This is a genomic window from Geodermatophilus marinus (assembly GCF_003428645.1).
Classification (GTDB): Bacteria; Actinomycetota; Actinomycetes; order Mycobacteriales; family Geodermatophilaceae; genus Geodermatophilus.
Window position 1 is genome coordinate 1 of record NZ_QVQH01000025.1, and the last position, 18085, is coordinate 18085.

The window sequence follows — 18085 nt, forward strand, 5'->3', positions numbered from 1 at the left end:
CGAAACCCGGCCGAGAACCGAGAACTGGACGCTCTCGATACAACTCTCAACCAAAGGAACCCACAAAGGGGTTGTTACTTGGCACTGACTTTCGGCACGCTGTTGAGTTCTCAAGGAGCGGACGCGCACCAACCCGACCCTCCCGGGCCTCGTCGATGGCGGCTTGTCCCACTCTACGCCCCGCCCGGGCGGCCCTCCAGGGCCCCCCGCCGGCCACCCTCAGGCGGTCTCGCGCGGCGCACAGAGAAAACTACGTGGGCCGTGGGGCCGTGTCAAACCGCTACCCGGTGACGCCGGACACCCGGCCGAGACGGGCGCGTCACGCGCCGTTCACAGGGCCCGCCCGGCTCAGCGGACGCGCTCCACACCGGCGACCGAGCGCTTGCCGCGGCGCAGCACCAGCCACCCGCCGGGCAGCCAGGCGTCCTCCCCCGGGACGGCCTCGGCGTCGGTGACCCGCTCGTTGTTGAGGTAGGCGCCGCCCTCCTTCACCGTCCGCCGGGCCTCGGACAGGCTGGCCACCAGGCCCGTGCGCTGGAGCAGGTGCGCGACGGAGGGCACCTCCCCCTGGACCGTCACGCTGCCCGCCTCGCGGAGGGCCGCCCCCAGGGTGTCGGCCCCGAGGGCGGCGAGGTCGTCCCGGCCGAACAGCGCCCGCCCGGCGGCCTCGGCCTGCCGCAGCTCCTCGGGGCCGTGGACCAGCAGGGTCAGCTCCTCGGCCAGCGCCCGCTGGGCCGCCCGGGCGGCGGGCCGCTCGCGGGACTCGGCGACCAGCGCCGCGACGTCCTCGGCCGGGCGCTCGGAGAACAGCGGCAGCCAGGCCCGTGCGTCGGCGTCGTCGGCGTTGAGCCAGAACTGGAAGAAGGCGTAGGGGCTGGTGAGCTCCGGGGACAGCCACACCGCGCCGCCCTCGCTCTTGCCGAACTTGGTCCCGTCGGCCTTGGTCACCAGCGGCGTGGACAGCGCGTGGGCGCCCGTCCCCTCCGTGCGGCGGATCAGGTCGATGCCGGCCGTGAGGTTGCCCCACTGGTCGGAGCCGCCGCTCTGCAGCGTGCAGCCGTAGCGCCGGTGCAGCTCGAGGAAGTCGTTGGCCTGCAGGATCTGGTAGCTGAACTCGGTGTAGCTGATGCCCGCCTCGGAGGCCAGCCGGGCGGCGACCGCCTCCTTGGCCAGCATCCGGCCGACCCGGAAGTGCCTGCCGATCTCGCGGAGGAAGTCGATCGCCGACAGCGGGGCGGTCCAGTCCAGGTTGTCGACGTACACCGGCGGCCGCAGCCCGTCGCGCTCGGCCGGCACGTCGAGGAAGGGCGCCACCTGGCGGCGGATCCGCGCCACCCACTCGGCGACGGTGGAGCGGTCGTGGAGCTGGCGCTCGGCCGTGGGCCGGGGGTCGCCGATCAGCCCGGTCGCGCCCCCGACGAGCACCACCGGCTGGTGCCCCGCCCGCTGCAGGGCCCGCAGCACCATGAACTGCAGCAGGTGGCCGACGTGCAGGCTCGGCGCGGTCGGGTCGAAGCCGCAGTAGTAGGTGACCGGCCCCGCGGAGAGGTGCGTGCGCAGCTCCTCCTCGTCGGTGCTCTGGGCGATCAGGCCCCGCCGGTGCAGCTCGTCGATCACGTCGGTCACGAGGCACCATCCTGCCCGCCGCGCCGGCGCGGGCGTCCACCCGGCCGGAAGGCGCTCACCGAGCCCGCGCCCGTTTCCCAGAACCGCCACGGCAGCCCGGTGGCCACGCTGATCCCGACGCGCGGGCCGGCGGAGACCGCGGCCGGTGGCGTCCCCCGGTGCAGGCGGACGGCACCGGCGGCCGACAGCAGCCCGGTGCCCTTGTCCACCGGCCCGATCGCCAGCGCCCGGGTCAGCCGTGCCGGGCCGCGGGCCAGCTCGCGGGCGGCCCGCGCGGCGGGCCGGCGGGCGCGGGCGACGTCCTCCCCCACCACGACGTCCCCGGCGCGCAGCAGCACCGCCGCGCCGTCCCCCTCCGGGCCGACGACGACGTTGGCGCACCAGTGCATGCCGTAGCTGAGGTAGACGTAGAGCCGCCCCGGCGGGCCGAACATGACCTCGGCCCGCGGTGTCGGCCCGCGGTGGGAGTGGGCGGCCGGGTCGCTCCCGTCGCCGGCGTAGGCCTCCACCTCGGTGAGCCGGACGGCGACGGTGCCGTCGGGCCGGTCGGTCACCAGCCAGCAGCCGAGCAGCGCGGGTGCGACCTCCTCGGGGCGGCCGAGCAGCTCGTCGGCGGTCAGCAGCGGTCCGGGAGCGCTCAGAGCGCCGCCGCCACGGGAGAGGAGGCCGCCCAGCGCGCGTGCTCGGCCGCGAGCTCCCGGAGTGCGGTCAGCTGCCCGGCGACCCGCTCCGGCGCCGTCCCCCCGCGGGCGCTGCGCGCGGCCAGCGCACCGGGCACCGAGAGCACCGAGCGCACCTCCGGGGTCAGCCGCCGGTCGATGCCGGCCAGCTGGTCGTCGTCCAGCTCGTCGAGCTCGAGCCCGGCCTGCTCGCAGAAGGCCACCATCTCGCCGCTGATCTCGTGGGCCGAGCGGAAGGGCACGCCCTGGCGGACCAGCCACTCGGCGACGTCGGTGGCCAGTGCGAAGCCCTGCGGTGCCGCGGCCTCCAGCACCTCCGGCCGCAGGGTCAGGGTGGCGACCATCCCGGTGACCGCCGGCAGCAGCAGGAGCAGCTGCTCCATGGAGTCGAAGACCGGCTCCTTGTCCTCCTGCAGGTCGCGGTCGTAGGCCAGCGGCAGCCCCTTGAGCACGGTCAGCAGGCCGGTCAGGTTGCCGACGAACCGGCCGGACTTGCCGCGGGCCAGCTCGGCGATGTCGGGGTTCTTCTTCTGCGGCATGATCGACGACCCGGTCGCCCAGGCGTCGTCGAGCCGGGCCCAGCCGAACTCGGTCGAGGTCCAGAGCACGACCTCCTCGCCCAGCCGGGAGAGGTGCACGCCGATCAGCGCGGCGGCGAAGCAGAACTCGGCGGCGAAGTCGCGGTCGCTGACGCCGTCGATCGAGTTGTCCGACGCCCGGTCGAAGCCGAGCTCGGCGGCCACGGCGTCGGGGTCCAGCGGCAGCGAGGAGCCGGCCAGCGCGCCGGAGCCGTAGGGGCTCACCGCGGCCCGCCGGTCCCAGTCCCGCAGCCGGTCGACGTCGCGGGCGACGGCGTGCGCGTGCGCCAGCAGCTGGTGGGCGATGAGCACCGGCTGGGCGTGCTGCAGGTGCGTCATGCCGGGCGCGGCGACGTCCCGGTAGCGCTCGGCGAGGTCGACGAGGGCCCGCTCGAGGGACGACAGCTCGGCGACCAGCGCCCGCACGGAGTGGCGCAGGTAGAGCCTCAGGTCGGTGGCGATCTGGTCGTTGCGGCTGCGGCCGGCGCGCAGCTTGCCGCCCAGCGTGCCGAGCTTCTCGGTGAGGCCGCGCTCGAGCGCCTCGTGCACGTCCTCGTCGGACTCCGCGGGGGCGAAGGTGCCGGCGGCGACCTCCTCGGAGAGCTCGCGCAGCGCGCGCAGCACCTGCTCGAGCTCGTCGTCGGCGAGCAGGCCGGCGCGGTGCAGCACGCGCGCGTGGGCGCGCGACCCGGCCAGGTCGAACGGGGCGAGCCGCCAGTCGAAGTGCGTGGACCGCGACAGCGCGGCCATCGCCGGGGACGGGCCGCCGCCGAAGCGGCCGCCCCACAGGCGGGTGGTCGGGGGCGCGCTCACTCGGTGTTCTCCTCCGGGTCGGTCGGGTGGTGCGGGGCGGACGGCGACCGCTCGGCCAGCCCCCGCAGCGTGTCGGCGAGGGCGGGGCCCCCGTGCGGGTCGCGGGAGACGACCAGCAGCGTGTCGTCCCCGGCGATGGTGCCCAGGACGTCGGGCAGCCCCACCTTGTCCAGCGCCGAGGCGAGGAACTGGGCGGCCCCGGGCGGGGTGCGCAGCACCGCCAGGTTCGCGCTGCCCTCGGCGCTGGTGAGCAGGTCGGCCAGCAGCCGGGTGAGCCGGGCGGGCGCGTGCTGCGCCGGGCGCAGCGGGGCGTTCTCGGGGGGGAGCACGTAGGACGCCGGGGCGCCGTCGGAGCCGCGCATCTTGACCGCGCCGAGCTCCTCGAGGTCCCGGGACAGCGTGGCCTGGGTGACCTCGATGCCCGACTCGGCCAGCAGTGCGGCCAGCTGGGTCTGCGAGGTGACCGGCCGGTCCTCGACGATCCGGCGGATCCGCGCCTGGCGGGCCGACCGGGTGACCGCGGAGGTCATCGTCGCCCCGTCACGAGCGCTCCAGGAGCCAGGCGAGCAGCGCCTTCTGGGCGTGCAGCCGGTTCTCCGCCTCGTCCCACACCGCGCTGCGCGGCCCGTCGATGACCGCGGCGGCGATCTCCTTGCCGCGGTAGGCCGGCAGGCAGTGCAGCACGACCGCGTCGGCGGCCGCCCGGGCCAGCGCCCGCTCGTCGACCGCGTAGGGCAGGAACGGCGCCACGCGGGCGTCGTACTCCTCCTCCTGCCCCATCGAGACCCAGGTGTCGGTGGCCAGGACGTCGGCGCCGTCGGCGGCCGCCGCGGGGTCCGGCGTCCAGAGCACCGAGCCACCGGTACCGGCGGCGATCTCCGCGGCCCGCTCCAGCACCGCCTTCGACGGCCGGTAGGTCTCGGGCGAGCCGATCCGGACGTGCATGCCGGCCGTCGCCCCGCCCAGCAGGTAGGAGTGCGCCATGTTGTTGGCCCCGTCGCCGAGGTAGGTCAGCGTCAGCCCGGCCAGGTCGCCCCGGCGCTCGGCGACCGTCTGCAGGTCGGCGAGGATCTGGCACGGGTGGAACTCGTCGGTGAGGGCGTTGACCACCGGGACCCGGCTGACCGCGGCCATCGCCTCGATGCGCTCCTGGCCGAAGGTCCGCCAGACGATGGCGGCGGCCTGCCGGTCGAGCACGCGGGTGGTGTCCTCGACGGGCTCGCCGCGGCCGAGCTGGCTGGAGCCCGCGTCGATCACCAGCGGGTACCCGCCGAGCTCGGCCACGCCCACGGAGAAGCTCACCCGGGTCCGGGTGGAGGGCTTGTCGAACAGCACGGCGACCGCCCGGGGCACGCCGTTCGGCGCGCGCAGCGGGGCGGGCGCGGCGTCGGTGTGCCGGGTGCGCTTGAGCTCGGCGGCCAGGGCCAGCACCTCGGCCTGCTCGGCCGGGGTGAGGTCGTCGTCCCGCAGGAAGTGCCGGGTCACGGAGCGGCCTCCAGGGCGGTGTCGAGGGCGGCCGGGAGGGCCGCGACGAAGGCGTCCACCTGCGCGTCGGTGAGCACCAGGGCCGGTGCCAGCCGGAGCACGTCCGGGGCGACGGCGTTGGTGAGGAAGCCGGCCTCCCGCAGCGCCACCTCCAGGGCGCCGGCGACCTCGGCGGTGAGGACGACGCCCAGCAGCGCGCCACGCCCGCGGACGCCGGCCACGCCGGGGTGGCCGAGGCCCTCGATGCCGGCGGTGAACCGGTGCTCGAGCTCCTTGGCCCGTTCCAGCAACCCCTCGTCGCGGATGGTGTCGAGCACCGCCAGGGCGGCGGCCGCGGCAACCGGGTTGCCGCCGAACGTCGAGCCGTGCGAGCCGGCGGTCATCAGGTCGGCGGCCGCCCCGAAGGCGAGGGTGGCCCCCAGCGGGAGCCCGCCGCCGACCGCCTTGGCCAGCGTGACGACGTCCGGCTGGAGCCCGTCGGCCTGGTGGGCGAACCAGTGGCCCGTGCGGCCGGTGCCGGTCTGCACCTCGTCGACGGCGAACAGCGCACCCGCCTCCCGGGCCGCGCCCGCCGCCGCGGCGAGGTAGCCGGGCGGGGCCGGCAGCACGCCGCCCTCGCCGAGCACCGGCTCGAGCAGCACCATCGCGGTCCGCTCCCCCACCGCGCCGGCCAGGGCCCCCAGGTCGCCGTAGGGCACGTACCGGACGCCGCCGGGCAGCGGCGCGAACGCCGCGGCCTTGGTCGGCTGGCCGGTCAGCGCCAGCGCGCCCATCGTCCGCCCGTGGAAGGCCCCCTCGGCGGTGACCACCTCGGGCCGGCCGGTGAGCCGGCTGATCTTGAACGCGGCCTCGTTGGCCTCGGCACCGGAGTTGCAGAAGAACACCCGCCCGGGCCGGCCGGCCAGCTCCAGCAGGCGCTCGGCCAGCCGGATCCCGGGCTCGTGCATCGCCAGGTTGGAGACGTGCGCCAGCGTGGCCACCTGCCGGGTCACCGCCTCGACCACCCGGGGGTGGGCGTGGCCGAGGATCGTCGTCGCGATCCCGCCGAGCAGGTCGGTGTACTCCCGGCCGTCGACGTCCTGCACCACCGCGCCGGAGCCGCGGGCCAGGGCGACCGGCGGTGCCTTGTAGTTGGCCATCATCACCGCCGACCAGCGGGCGGCCAGCTCCTCCGTGCGCGTCATGGTGCCGGCTCCCCTCCGGTGTCCTGGGCCGGGACGACCATCGTCCCGGTGCCCTCCGACGTGAACATCTCCAGCAGCAGGGCGTGCGGGGTGCGCCCGTCGACGACGGTCGCCCGCTTCACCCCGCCCTCGACCGCCCGCAGGCAGGCGGCCATCTTCGGGACCATCCCGGCGTCCAGGGTCGGGAGGATCTCGGCGAGCTCGGCGGCGTCGATCTGCTGCACCAGCGAGTCGCGGTCGGGCCAGTCTGCGTAGAGCCCCTCGACGTCGGTGAGCACGACGAGCTTCACCGCGCCGAGCGCGACGGCCAGGGCGGCCGCGGCGGTGTCGGCGTTGACGTTGTGCACCACGCCGTCCCGGTCGGGGGCGACGCTGGCGACCACCGGGATGTGCCCGGCCTCGAGCAGGGCGGTGACCGGCGCCGGGGCGACCGCGGCCACGTCCCCGACCAGGCCGATGTCGACCGGGCGGCCGTCGACGAGCGCCTGCGTGCGGCGGGCGGTGAACAGCCCGCCGTCCTCACCCGAGAGGTGCACCGCCATCGGGCCGTGCTGGTTGATCAGGCCGACGATGTCCGGCCCCACCTGCCCGGTGAGCACCATGCGGACGACGTCGATGGTCTCCGCGGTGGTCACCCTCAGGCCGCCGCGGAACTCGCTGCCGATGCCCAGCCGGCCCAGCATCTCGGTGATCTGCGGCCCGCCGCCGTGCACGACGACCGGCAGGATCCCGCAGGTCCGCAGGAAGACCATGTCCTCGGCGAACGCGCGGCGGCACTCCTCGTCCACCATCGCGTGCCCGCCGTACTTGATCACCACCACGTTGCCGTGGAACTCCTTGAGCCACGGCAGCGCGCCGGTGAGGACGGCGACCTTCAGCCGGTCGCCCTCGGGGTCGTCGGTGCGCATCACCCGCCGGGTGCCGACGGTGCGCCGCGGCGGCGGGGGGACCTCGTCGACCCGGACGTCCGGCGGGGTCGGGTCCTGCGCACGTGCGTCGTGGACGGTGGTCACGTGCGGTTCGGGTTCGTTCGCGGGGTTCATGTGGAGTAGGCCGAGTTCTCGTGGACGTAGGCGATCGACAGGTCGTTGGTCCAGACGGTGGCCTGCTCGTCGCCGGCGCGCAGGTCGACGTCGATGGTGACGGCGCGGCCGGTGAGGTCCACGCCCTCGCGCGGGTCGCCGATGGCGCCGCCGCGGCAGACGGTGACGTCGTTGATGGTCACGTCCACCCGGTCGGGCTCGAAGGCGGCCGCGGTGGTCCCGATGGCCGCCAGCACCCGGCCCCAATTGGGGTCGTTGCCGAACAGGGCCGTCTTGAGCAGGTTGTTGCGGGCGCAGGCGCGGCCGGCCTCGAGGGCGTCCTCGACGCTGGCGGCGTTGCGCACGGTGATCGCGATGTCCTTGGTGGAGCCCTCGGCGTCGGCGAGCAGCTGCATCGCCAGGTCGGTGCACGCCGCGGTGAGCGCCTCGGTGAGCTCTTCGGGCGACGGGGTGGCCCCCGCGGCGCCGTTGGCCATCGCGAGCACGGTGTCGTTGGTGGACAGGCAGCCGTCGGAGTCGACCCGCTCGAAGCTCACGGCGGTGGCCCGCCGCAGCGCGGCCCGCAGCACGTCGGCGGGCACGGCCGCGTCGGTGGTGAGGACGACGAGCATCGTGGCCAGGCTCGGCGCCAGCATGCCGGCGCCCTTGGCCATGCCGCCGACGCACCAGCCGTCGCGCTGCTGCACGGTCGTCTTGGGCACGGAGTCGGTGGTCATGATGGCGCGGGCGGCGGCGTCCCCGCCGTCGGCGGCGAGGGCCGCCACCGCCTCGGTGACCCCGGGCAGCAGCCGGTCCATGGGCAGCCGGACGCCGATGAGCCCGGTGGAGGCCACGGCGACGTCGACGGCGCCCACCTCCAGCCCGGACCGCCCCAGCTCGGCCGCGACGCGCTCGGCGGTGGCGTGGGTGTCGCCGAAGCCCTCGGGCCCGGTGCAGGCGTTGGCGCCGCCGGAGTTCAGGACGACGGCGCGGGCCCGGCCGCCGCCGAGGACCTGCCGGCTCCACAGCACCGGCGCGGCCGGGAAGCGGTTGGTCGTGAAAACCGCGGCGGCGGCGTCGTCGGGCCCGTCGTTGACGACCAGCGCGACGTCGGGGTCGCCGCTGGACTTCAGGCCGGCGGCGACGCCGGCGGCGCGGAACCCCTGCGGGGCGGTGACGCTCATGCCGGGGTCCCCGCGGGGACGTGGAGCGCCGGCGGAGTGTCCTCGTGGGGTGGGTTCACGGCGCGACCCCCACGAGCGGGAGGCCGGTGGTCTCCGGCAGGCCGAGGGCGAGGTTGGCGCACTGCAGCGCCGCTCCCCCGGTGCCCTTGGTGAGGTTGTCGACGGCGGCGACGACGACCAGCCGGCCGGCGTCGGGGTCGACGGCGACCTGCAGGGCGACGGTGTTGGCGCCGAGCACCTGGGCCGTCGTCGGCCACCGACCCTCGGGCAGCAGGTGCACGAACGGCTCGTCGGCGTAGGCCTTCTCGTAGGCGGTGCGGGCCGCGGCGGCGTCGGTGCCCGGGGCCAGCCGCGCCGAGCAGGTGGCGAGGATGCCCCGGCTCATCGGCACCAGGGTCGGGGTGAAGCTGACCGCCACGGGCCCGGCGGCCGCCTGCGAGAGGGTCTGCACCATCTCCGGCGTGTGCCGGTGCACCCCGCCGACGCCGTAGGCGCTGACCGAGCCCATGACCTCGCTGCCGAGCAGGTGCGGCTTGGCCGACCTCCCGGCGCCGGACGTGCCGCTGGCGGCGACGACCACCACGTCGGGCTCGACCAGGCCGGCGGCGAGGGCGGGGGCCATGGCGAGGGTGACCGAGGTCGGGTAGCAGCCGGGGACGGCGATCCGCCGCGCGCCCGCGAGCTGCTCCCGCTGGCCGGGCAGCTCGGGCAGGCCGTAGGGCCAGCTGCCGGCGTGCTCGGAGCCGTACCAGCGGGCCCAGGCCGCCGGGTCGTCCAGCCGGTGGTCGGCCCCGCAGTCGACGACCAGGGTGTCCTCGGGCAGCTGCGCGGCGATCGCCGCCGACTCGCCGTGCGGCAGGGCCAGGACGACGACGTCGTAGCCCTGGAGCGCCCCGGCGTCGCTGGGCCGGACCTCGAGGTCGGCGTACGGCAGCAGGTGCGGCTGGAGCTCACCGAGGCGTCGGCCGGCGCTCGAGTTGGCGTGCACCCCGGCCAGCCGCAGGTGCGGGTGCCCGGCCAGCAGCCGGCACACCTCGCCCCCCGCGTACCCGGTGGCGCCGGTGACCCCGACCGTCCACGTCTGCGCTGGGCTCATGCTGCATGACCATACACGGGTATGCATGACTGTTCACAGCGGGGGCGTCGGGCGGTGCCGCGGCCCCCGGGCGCCGCGCCCGTCCCTGTCCCCGTGGTCGGCCTACGTCAGTGAGTGCAGGGGCACTCACTGACGTAGGCCGCGGGCGGGGGATCGAGGCCTGGGAGACGGGGGGTGGCCGCGCCCCCGCCACCGGGGTCAGGCCAGCGGGTCGTCGTCCCCGTAGGGCACCAGCCGCAGCTGCCGGGCGACGTCGTCGGGGCCGAGCCGGCGCAGGGTGTCGAGGTCGTCGGTGCCGGCCCGCAGGTAGCGGCCGGACCAGGCGTCCAGCTCCCCCGCGGCGATGGCGGCCACCACCTCGACCACGCGCTCGGGCGGGGTCCAGTCGGTGTAGCCCTGCCACACCGGCATGGCGCGGGTCATCGCGGTGTCCACCACGCCGGGCGAGACGTCGAAGGCCCGCACGTCCAGGCCCTCCAGCGCCCCCGCGAGGGCCTCGGTCATGCGCATCAGCCCGGTCTTGGCGACCGAGTAGGCGGAGTACTCGGGTCGGGCCCGCACGCTCATGCCGCTGGCCAGGTTCACCACCCGGCCCCGGTTGCGCAGCACCATCCAGGGGACGACGGCGCGGCAGAGCAGGAAGCCGCCGCGGACGTGGCCGGAGACGACGTCCCACCACTGGTCGGGCTCGGCCTCCCACAGCGGCACCTCGGCCTCGTCGACCACGCCGGCGTTGTTGACCAGCAGGTCGACCGGCCCCAGCTCCTCCCGGACCCGCGCGGCCGCCTCCTCGACCGCGGTGCGGTCGGTGACGTCGGCGGGGACGGCGAGGGTGCGGGCGCCGGTGGCCGTCGCGACCTCGTCCATCGCCGCCTGCAGCCGGTCGGCGTTGCGGGCGAGGCCGGCCACCGCCATGCCCCTGCGGGCCAGCCCTTCGGCGAGGTGCCGGCCGATGCCCGTGGAGGCCCCGGTGACCAGCGCCACCTGGCCGGGAAGAGCTTCTCCGGCCCCGTCCAGAGGCTCGCCGCGAGCCTGCGAGCAATGAGGGGGACGGGGTCCTTCTTCAGGCACGGAGCACCGCCCCCGTGCGCTCGGCCGCGGCGGTCACCGCGGCGTCCCGGACGGCGGCGGCCTCCTCGCCGGTGAGCGTGCGGTCGGGAGCGCGGAGGGTGAGCGCGTAGGCCAGCGACCGCGAGCCGGCCGGCACCGGGGCGCCGGTCCAGACGTCGAAGAGCCGCAGCGACTCCAGCAGGTCCCCGGCCCCGGCCCGCAGCGCCGCGTCCACCTCGGCGGCCGGGACCTCCTCGCCGACCACCAGGGCGAGGTCCATGAGCACCGGCGGGAAGGCCGACACCCGCGGGCCCGCGGGCACCCCCGCCGCCGGCAGGGCGTCGAGGTCGAGCTCCATGACCGAGGTGCGGGCCGGGAGCTGCAGCGCGGCGCACACGCGGGGGTGCAGCTCACCGGCGTGCCCGACCACCGCGCCGTCGACCAGGAGCTCGGCGCAGCGGCCGGGGTGCCAGGGCGCGCGCTCGCCGGCGCGCACGGCCAGCTCGACGCCCGCCGCCTCGGTCACCAGCCGCGCGGCCTGGACCGCGTCGGCCCAGACCGCGGGCCGGCCCGGGCCCCACCACCCGCGCGGCTCGCGGTGCCCGGCCAGCGCCACGGCCACGTGCCACGGCTGCGCCGGCACCGCGCCCAGGAGGGCGGCCAGCACGTCGTCGTCGGGCCGGCGGTCGACGCCGAGCAGCGGCGCGGGGCTGCGCCGGTCGCCGGGGAACACCGAGCCGTGCTCGAACAGGGCCAGGTCGCGCTGCCCGCGGGCGAGGTTGCGGGCCAGGGTGGCCAGGAGCCCGGGCAGCAGCGTGGTCCGCAGCGCCGGCTCCTCCTCCGACAGCGGGTTGCGCACCAGGACCACCGCGCGGCGGGGGTCGTCCTCGGGCAGGCCCAGCGCGTCGAGAACCGCGGCTCCGACGAAGGGGTAGGCCGGGGCCTCGACGTAGCCGGCCTCGGCGAGGGCCCGGCCGACCGCGCGGCGGCGGCGCTGCCCCTCGGTCAGCCCGCGCCCGGGCGGGGCGGTGGGCAGCACCGAGGGCACGTCGTCGTAGCCGGCCAGCCGGACGACCTCCTCGGCGAGGTCGGCGGGGTCGGTGAGGTCGGGGCGCCAGGGCGGCGGGGTGACGGCCAGCTCCGCGCCCTCCCCGTCGACGGTGCAGCCGACCGCGGCGAGCAGCTCGACGACCTGGGCGGGGGTGTAGGGCACGCCGGCGACGCGGCCGGGCAGCCCGGCGTCGAGCGCGACGACCGGGCGGGGGGCGCGGGTGTCGACGTCCACCGGCGTGCCGACGACGCGGGCGCCGCCGTACTCGCCGAGCAGCGCCGCCGCCCGGGCCAGCGCCACCACCGTCATCTCCGGGTCCACTCCCCGCTCGAACCGCTTGGCCGCCTCGCTGGGCAGCCGGTGCCGCCGCGCGGTGCGGGCCACCCCGGTCGGCTCCCAGTGCGCGGCCTCGAGCAGCACGCTGCTCGTGCCGTCACCGATCTCGGTGGTGGCACCGCCCATGACCGCGGCCAGGCCGATGGGGCCGCTGCCGTCGGTGATGAGCAGGTCGTCGGCGTCCAGCGCCCGGTCGACGCCGTCGAGGGTGGTCAGCCGCTCCCCGGGGCGGGCGAGCCGGACGGCGATCGGGCCGGTGACGCGGTCGCGGTCGAAGGCGTGCATCGGCTGGCCGAGCTCGAGCATCACGTAGTTGGTGACGTCGACGGCCAGGGAGATGCTGCGCACCCCGGACTGCGCCAGTCGCCGGCGCATCCACCACGGGCTCGGCGCGGTCGGGTCCAGCCCCTCCAGCGCGATCATCGAGAACCGGTCGCAGCGGGCGGGGTCCTCGACGGTGACCGCCCAGGCCGGGTCACCGGACCACGCCGGCGGCGTGAGCGCCCCCGGGTCGCGCCACCCCACGGCCAGGCCGGTGCCGATCTCGCGGGCGATGCCGCGCATGGACAGGCAGTAGCCGCGGTCGGGGGTGACGGCCAGCTCGACGACCACGTCGTCCAGGCCGACGACCGGGCCGGCCGGGGTACCGGCCTCCGGGGCCGGCCCGGTCGTGCCGTCGCCGAGCACGAGGATGCCCGCGTGGTCCTCGCCGATGCCCAGCTCGCGGGCCGAGCAGATCATCCCGTCGGAGACGTGGCCGTAGGTCGTCCGCGCGGAGATGGCGAAGCCGCCGGGGAGCACCGCCCCCGGCAGGGCGACCACGACCGCGTCGCCGACGGCGAAGTTGGTGGCGCCGCAGACGACGCCCCGCGGCTCCTCCTCGCCGACGTCCACCCGGCAGTACCGGATCGGCTTCTTGAAGCCGGCCAGCTCCTCGACCTCGAGGACCCGCCCGACCACGAGCGGCCCGGTGACCTCCTCCGGCCGGTGCACGTCCTCGACCTCCAGGCCCAGGCGCACGAAGGCGGTGTCGAGGTCCTCGACGGTGGTCTCCGCCGGGAGGTCGACGTGCTCGGCCAGCCAGCCGATGGGGACCCTCACTGCGCTGCCTCTCCCTGGTTCCGGTCGGTCACTGCTCCACCCCGAACGCCCGCGTGAACCGGACGTCGCCCTCGACGATGTCGCGCATGTCGCCCACCCCGGAGCGGAACTGCAGCGCCCGCTCGATGCCCAGGCCGAAGGCGAACCCGCTGTACTCGTCGGGGTCGATGCCGCAGGCCACGAGCACCCGCGGGTTGACCATGCCGCAGCCGCCCCACTCCACCCACCGGGGCCCGTCGCGGTGCTCGGGGAACCACACGTCGAACTCCGCCGAGGGCTCGGTGAACGGGAAGTAGGAGGGCCGCCACCGGGTGCGGGCCTCGGCGCCGAACAGGATCCGCGCCAGGTGGTCCAGCGTGCCGCGCAGGTGCGCCATGCTCAGGCCGCGGTCGACGGCCAGCCCCTCGACCTGGTGGAACACCGGCGTGTGCGTCGCGTCGAGCTCGTCGGTGCGGTAGACCCGGCCGGGCGCCACGACGTAGATCGGCGGGGTGCGGGCGAGCATGGTGCGCGCCTGCACCGGGCTGGTGTGGGTGCGCAGGACCAGGCCGGAGTCCTCGTCCTGACCCGGCCCGCCCGCGATGAAGAAGGTGTCCATCATCGTGCGGGCCGGGTGGTCGCGGCCGATGTTGAGCGCGTCGAAGTTCAGCCACTCCGCCTCGAGCTCCGGGCCGTCGGCGACCTCGTAGCCCATCCCGACGAAGATGTCGGCGATCCGGTCGGTGAGGGTGGTGAGCGGGTGCCGGGCCCCGCGGGGGGTGCGGTCCCAGGGCAGCGTGACGTCGACCCGCTCCTCGGCCAGCACCCGGGCGTCGCGCTCGGCCTCCAGCTCGGCCAGCCGGATCTCGTAGGCCGCGGTCAGCGCCTGCCGGGCGGCGTTGACCCGCTTGCCGGCGTCGGCCCGCGCGGCCGGCGGCAGGGCCCCGAGCTCGCGGCGGGCCAGGAGCACGGGCGCGCGGTCGCCGAGGTGCGCCGGCCGGACGGCCGCCAGCGCCGCCAGGTCACCGGCGCCGGCGAAGGCCCGCCGCGCCTCGGCGACCGCGGCGTCGAGCGCCTCGGCGGACAGCGCGGCGACCTGCTTGGGGTCGTAGGGGTCGTTGGCGCCAGACACGGGGAGCCATTCTGCCCGCCACCCCGCCCGGGGCGCCCGCGGGTTCCGGGCCGCGGGCGGGGCGGGGCCCACCCGTCGGGGTGACCCGCGCGCCGCAGGGGGAGAACCCGGAACCGGACCGGCCGATGAGGGGTGCGTGACCGTCCCCACCCTCGTCACCGGCCTCGACGACGTCCTCGCCGACGGCGGCGTGCGCAGCGTCTTCCAGCCCATCGTGGACCTCGACACCGGCGCGGTCGTCGCCTACGAGGCCCTCGCCCGCGGACCGGAGGGGCCGCTCGAGCGACCCGACGCGCTCTTCGCCGCCGCCCGCGCCGCCGGCCGGCTCGCCGAGCTGGACACCGCCTGCCGCACCGCCGCCCTGCGCGGCGCCGTGGCGTCCGGCCTGCGGGCCCCGCTGACGCTGTTCGTCAACGTCGAGCCGGAGGTGCTCGACCGGGCGCCCCTGGAGGACCTGCTGGCGCTGGCCACCGCGGCGCCCGGTGGCCTGCGCGTCGTCCTGGAGATCACCGAGCGGGCCCTCGCCGCCCGCCCGGCCGAGCTGCTGCGCACCGTCGAGCGGGTCCGCGCCGTGGGCTGGGGGGTGGCGGTCGACGACGTCGGCGCCGAGCCCATCTCCCTGGCCTTCATGCCGCTGCTGCGCCCCGACGTCATCAAGCTCGACCTGCGGCTGGTGCAGGAGCGGCCCGGCCCGGTGGTCGCCGAGATCATGAACGCGGTCAACGCGCACGCCGAGCGCACCGGCGCGGTGGTCCTGGCCGAGGGCATCGAGGACGACGCGCACCTGGCCACCGCCCGCGCGCTCGGCGCCACCCTCGGCCAGGGCTGGCTGTTCGGCCGTCCCGGGCCGGGCCCGGTGCCCGGCGCCGTCCACGGCGAGCTCGTCCTGCCGGCGCAGCCGGCCGACTCCGTCAGCCGGGACGCCGACGTCTCCCCCTTCGCCTGCCTGCCCGACCACGTCCCGCTGCGGACCTCCCGCAAGACGCTGCTCATCGAGCTGTCCAAGCAGCTGGAGCGGGAGGCGATGCGGCTCGGCTCGGCGTGCGTGGTGGCCGCGACGTTCCAGGAGGCCCGGCACTTCACCCCGTCGACCACCCAGCGCTACCGCGACCTGGTCGAGCGCACCGGGTTCGTCTGCGCGCTCGGCGAGGACCTGCCGGTCGAGCCGCTGCCCGGGCTGCGCGGGGCCGCCCTCGACCCCGCCGACCCGGTGCGCGGCGAGTGGGACGTCGCGGTGGTGGGCCCGCACTTCGCCGCGGCGCTGCTGGCCCGCGACCTCGGTGACGCCGGCCCGGACGCCGAGCGGCGCTTCGCCTACGCGCTGACCTACGACCGGGAGACCGTCGTCCGCGCCGCCGCGGCCCTGCTCGCGCGGGTCGCCCCGCGGCAGGAGCCGCTGCCCGGGTGCCCGGGGACGCCGGCCCCGGCCCCGGCCGCGGGATCCCGGGCCGGGCAGGGGCTGCCGTCGGCCGTGCTCACCGGGGGCAGCCTCGTGGAGCGGGCGCTGGCCGCCACGCCCAGCGGGGTCTCGATCGTGGACATGCGGCTGCCCGACCAGCCGCTGGTCTACGTCAACCCGGCCTTCGAGCAGCTGGCCGGGCTGCCCCGCGAGCAGCTGCTCGGCCGCAACTGCCGGTTCCTGCAGGGCCCGGACACCGACCCCGCCGTGGTCGCCGCCGTCCGCCGTGCCGTCGACGCCGGCGAGGAGTGCCGGGTGACGATGCTCAACCACCGGGGCCCGGAGCGGGCGCCGTGGTGGAACGAGCTGCACCTGGCGCCGGTGCCGGGCCCCGACGGCGCGATCGCCCAGTACATCGGCGTCCAGGTCGACGTCACCGCCCGCGTCGAGGCCGAGCGGGCGCTGGAGCAGGAGCGCGACCGCACCCGCACGTACCTGGCCCGGATCGAGCAGCTGGCCTGCACCGACCCGCTGACCGGCCTGCCCGACCGCCGCCGGTTGGAGGAGCAGGTCGAGCTGGCGCTGTGGGACGCCCGGGCGCGCGACGAGGCGCTGGCCCTGCTCTTCGTCGACCTGGTCGGGTTCAAGGGCGTCAACGACCGGCTCGGCCACGCCGCGGGCGACGAGCTGCTGGTCACCGTGGCCGACCGGCTGCGGCACCGGCTGCGCCGCGGCGACCTGCTGGCCCGGCTCGGCGGTGACGAGTTCCTCGTGGCGCTGGTCGGCCTGCCGCAGGAGACCGCGGCGGCCGAGGCCCGGCAGGTGGCCGACGAGCTGGTGGCCGCGGTCGGCGCCCCCGTGCCGCTGGGCGGCGGCGAGGTCCGGGTCGGCGCGAGCATCGGCGTGGGCGTCTGGCCCGGCGACGGCGCCGACTTCCCGGCCCTGCTGCACGCCGCGAGCATGCGGATGCACGCCTCCCGCCGCTGAGCCCCCGTGCGGAGTGCGGGGTGCGAGGTCTCCTCGCACCCCGCACTCCGTTCAGCGCTGGGCGAGCTGGGTGGTGTACAGGCAGATCGCGGCGGCCGCGGCGAGGTTGAGGCTCTCGGCACGCCCGCGCATCGGGATGCGCACGCGGGCGTCGGCCAGCGCCGCCAGCTCGGCGGGCACGCCCCGGGCCTCGTTGCCGAACAGCCACACCACCGGCCCGGCCAGCCCCCCGGAGGCGGCGACCTCGTCGAGGGCCGTCTCCCCGGCGCCGTCGGCGGCCAGCACCGCCACCCCGGCGGCCCGCAGCTCGGGCAGCAGCGCGGGCAGCGGCGCACCGCGGACGACGTCGACGTGGAAGAGGCTGCCGGCGCTGGCCCGCACGGCCTTGCCGCCGTAGGGGTCGGCCGAGCCCGCGCCGAAGACCACCGCGCCGGCCCCGCAGGCGTCGGCGGTGCGCAGCACGGTGCCGGCGTTGCCCGGGTCGGCCAGCTCGGCCAGCGCCACGGCGAGCGGCGGCGGGGCGGCGACCAGCCGCGCAGGCGGGACGTCGCGCAGGGCGCACACCGCGAGCAGGCCCTGCGGGGTGACCGTCTCCGACAGCGAGGCCGCCGCCTTCTCGGTGACCCGCCGCACGGGCACCGCCGTCCCGGCCAGCAGGTCGGCGTGCGCGGCCGCGGCCGCCCCGGTGGCGAGGACCTCGCGGACGCCGTCCGGGTCGGCCAGCGCCTCGGCCACCGCCGGCCGGCCCTCGGCGAGGAACAGCCCGGCGGCGTCCCGGCCGGCCCGGCGGGTCAGCTTGCGGGCGGCCACCACGCGGGCGGAGCGGTCGGTCAGCGGCTCGGTCAGGGCGTCCACCCCCACGGGGTCGGCACGGTCGGGGTCGTCGGGCCGCCGTGGCCGCGGGTCCCGCCGCCCGGGGACGGCGGACGCGGCGACGCCGCCGGCGCCCGGTCGGTGGGACCGGGCGCCGGCGGCGTCGGGGGTGCTGCGCTCAGGCGGCCTGCTCGCCGGCCGGGGCGGCGGCGACGGCGGCGCGGGCGGTCTCCACCAGCGCGGTGAAGGTGGCCGGCTCGCTGACGGCCAGCTCGGCCAGCACCCGCCGGTCGAGGTCGACGCCGGCGAGCTTGAGGCCCTGCATGAACCGGTTGTAGGTCATGTCGTTCTGCCGCGCGGCGGCGTTGATGCGGGTGATCCACAGCTTGCGGAAGTCACCCTTGCGCGCCTTGCGGTCGCGGTAGTTGTAGGTGGCCGAGTGGAGGACCTGCTCCTTGGCCTTGCGGTAGAGCCGCGAGCGCTGGCCGCGGTAGCCGCTGGCGGCCTCCAGCGTCGTCCGGCGCTTCTTCTGGGCGTTGACCGCCCGCTTCACGCGTGCCACGTGAGTG

The 18085-nt window shown here is 76.8% G+C and carries 15 protein-coding genes; 1 reads left to right on the top strand and 14 read right to left on the bottom strand.

The window, feature by feature from the left end; genetic code table 11:
* Window positions 1–348: 348 nt before the first annotated feature.
* From tyrS to pheS, 12 genes are all read right to left on the bottom strand, one after another.
* Complete coding sequence (gene tyrS, locus D0Z06_RS20325) at window positions 349–1626, bottom strand: tyrosine--tRNA ligase (RefSeq protein ID WP_117379371.1); 1278 nt, start codon at window positions 1624–1626, stop codon at window positions 349–351.
* Complete coding sequence (locus D0Z06_RS20330; RefSeq protein WP_233517851.1) at window positions 1623–2300, bottom strand: DNA-3-methyladenine glycosylase; 678 nt, start codon at window positions 2298–2300, stop codon at window positions 1623–1625. The genes tyrS and D0Z06_RS20330 overlap by 4 nt, the downstream gene beginning before the upstream one ends.
* Window positions 2264–3697: an argininosuccinate lyase gene (gene argH, locus D0Z06_RS20335; RefSeq protein ID WP_117379372.1), complete on the bottom strand. Its 1434-nt coding sequence runs from the start codon at window positions 3695–3697 to the stop codon at window positions 2264–2266. Before argH ends, D0Z06_RS20330 begins: the two co-directional genes overlap by 37 nt.
* The gene (locus D0Z06_RS20340; RefSeq protein ID WP_117379373.1) at window positions 3694–4227 is read right to left on the bottom strand and encodes an arginine repressor; all 534 of its coding nucleotides are present in this window, start codon (window positions 4225–4227) and stop codon (window positions 3694–3696) included. The genes argH and D0Z06_RS20340 overlap by 4 nt, the downstream gene beginning before the upstream one ends.
* A 10-nt stretch (window positions 4228–4237) precedes the next feature.
* Window positions 4238–5182, bottom strand: coding sequence for an ornithine carbamoyltransferase (argF, locus tag D0Z06_RS20345; protein ID WP_117379374.1), 945 nt, complete (start codon window positions 5180–5182; stop codon window positions 4238–4240).
* The gene (locus D0Z06_RS20350; protein WP_117379375.1) at window positions 5179–6366 is read right to left on the bottom strand and encodes an acetylornithine transaminase; all 1188 of its coding nucleotides are present in this window, start codon (window positions 6364–6366) and stop codon (window positions 5179–5181) included. Before D0Z06_RS20350 ends, argF begins: the two co-directional genes overlap by 4 nt.
* Complete coding sequence (gene argB, locus D0Z06_RS20355; RefSeq protein ID WP_199522441.1) at window positions 6363–7409, bottom strand: acetylglutamate kinase; 1047 nt, start codon at window positions 7407–7409, stop codon at window positions 6363–6365. Before argB ends, D0Z06_RS20350 begins: the two co-directional genes overlap by 4 nt.
* Window positions 7406–8572 carry a bifunctional glutamate N-acetyltransferase/amino-acid acetyltransferase ArgJ gene (gene argJ, locus D0Z06_RS20360; RefSeq protein ID WP_117379376.1) on the bottom strand — a complete coding sequence of 389 codons (1167 nt, stop codon included), beginning with the start codon at window positions 8570–8572 and terminating at the stop codon, window positions 7406–7408. Before argJ ends, argB begins: the two co-directional genes overlap by 4 nt.
* A 55-nt stretch (window positions 8573–8627) precedes the next feature.
* A complete protein-coding gene (gene argC / locus D0Z06_RS20365) occupies window positions 8628–9668 on the bottom strand; it encodes an N-acetyl-gamma-glutamyl-phosphate reductase (RefSeq protein ID WP_117379377.1) in 1041 nt (346 codons plus the stop codon).
* A 198-nt stretch (window positions 9669–9866) separates the two neighbouring features.
* Window positions 9867–10652 (bottom strand): SDR family NAD(P)-dependent oxidoreductase, encoded by a 786-nt coding sequence (locus D0Z06_RS20370; protein ID WP_233517840.1) that lies wholly within the window; start codon window positions 10650–10652, stop codon window positions 9867–9869.
* A 79-nt stretch (window positions 10653–10731) separates the two neighbouring features.
* Window positions 10732–13206, bottom strand: a complete 2475-nt coding sequence (gene pheT, locus D0Z06_RS20375) for a phenylalanine--tRNA ligase subunit beta (protein ID WP_117379378.1) — start codon at window positions 13204–13206, stop codon at window positions 10732–10734.
* A 28-nt stretch (window positions 13207–13234) separates the two neighbouring features.
* The gene (gene pheS, locus D0Z06_RS20380; RefSeq protein WP_117379379.1) at window positions 13235–14317 is read right to left on the bottom strand and encodes a phenylalanine--tRNA ligase subunit alpha; all 1083 of its coding nucleotides are present in this window, start codon (window positions 14315–14317) and stop codon (window positions 13235–13237) included.
* Window positions 14318–14453: 136 nt separating this feature from the next.
* On the opposite strand from pheS, the gene D0Z06_RS20385 reads away from it, so the two are divergent.
* Window positions 14454–16703 carry an EAL domain-containing protein gene (locus D0Z06_RS20385; protein WP_117379380.1) on the top strand — a complete coding sequence of 750 codons (2250 nt, stop codon included), beginning with the start codon at window positions 14454–14456 and terminating at the stop codon, window positions 16701–16703.
* A gap of 51 nt (window positions 16704–16754) precedes the next feature.
* Here the strand turns inward: D0Z06_RS20385 and D0Z06_RS20390 are convergent, their stop codons facing one another.
* Together D0Z06_RS20390 and rplT are read right to left on the bottom strand one after the other, a co-directional pair.
* A complete protein-coding gene (locus D0Z06_RS20390) occupies window positions 16755–17558 on the bottom strand; it encodes a TrmH family RNA methyltransferase (protein WP_233517841.1) in 804 nt (267 codons plus the stop codon).
* A 136-nt stretch (window positions 17559–17694) separates the two neighbouring features.
* A complete protein-coding gene (gene rplT / locus D0Z06_RS20395) occupies window positions 17695–18078 on the bottom strand; it encodes a 50S ribosomal protein L20 (protein ID WP_117379381.1) in 384 nt (127 codons plus the stop codon).
* Window positions 18079–18085: the final 7 nt, after the last annotated feature.

Excerpts from the sequence above, each read along its gene's own strand:
- argC (WP_117379377.1), bottom strand. The coding sequence starts at position 9,668 with ATGAGCCCAGCGCAGACGTGGACGGTCGGGGTCACCGGCGCCACCGGG.
- D0Z06_RS20340 (WP_117379373.1), bottom strand. The coding sequence starts at position 4,227 with ATGACCTCCGCGGTCACCCGGTCGGCCCGCCAGGCGCGGATCCGCCGG.
- D0Z06_RS20350 (WP_117379375.1), bottom strand. The coding sequence starts at position 6,366 with ATGACGCGCACGGAGGAGCTGGCCGCCCGCTGGTCGGCGGTGATGATG.
- argB (WP_199522441.1), bottom strand. The coding sequence starts at position 7,409 with ATGAACCCCGCGAACGAACCCGAACCGCACGTGACCACCGTCCACGAC.
- argJ (WP_117379376.1), bottom strand. The coding sequence starts at position 8,572 with ATGAGCGTCACCGCCCCGCAGGGGTTCCGCGCCGCCGGCGTCGCCGCC.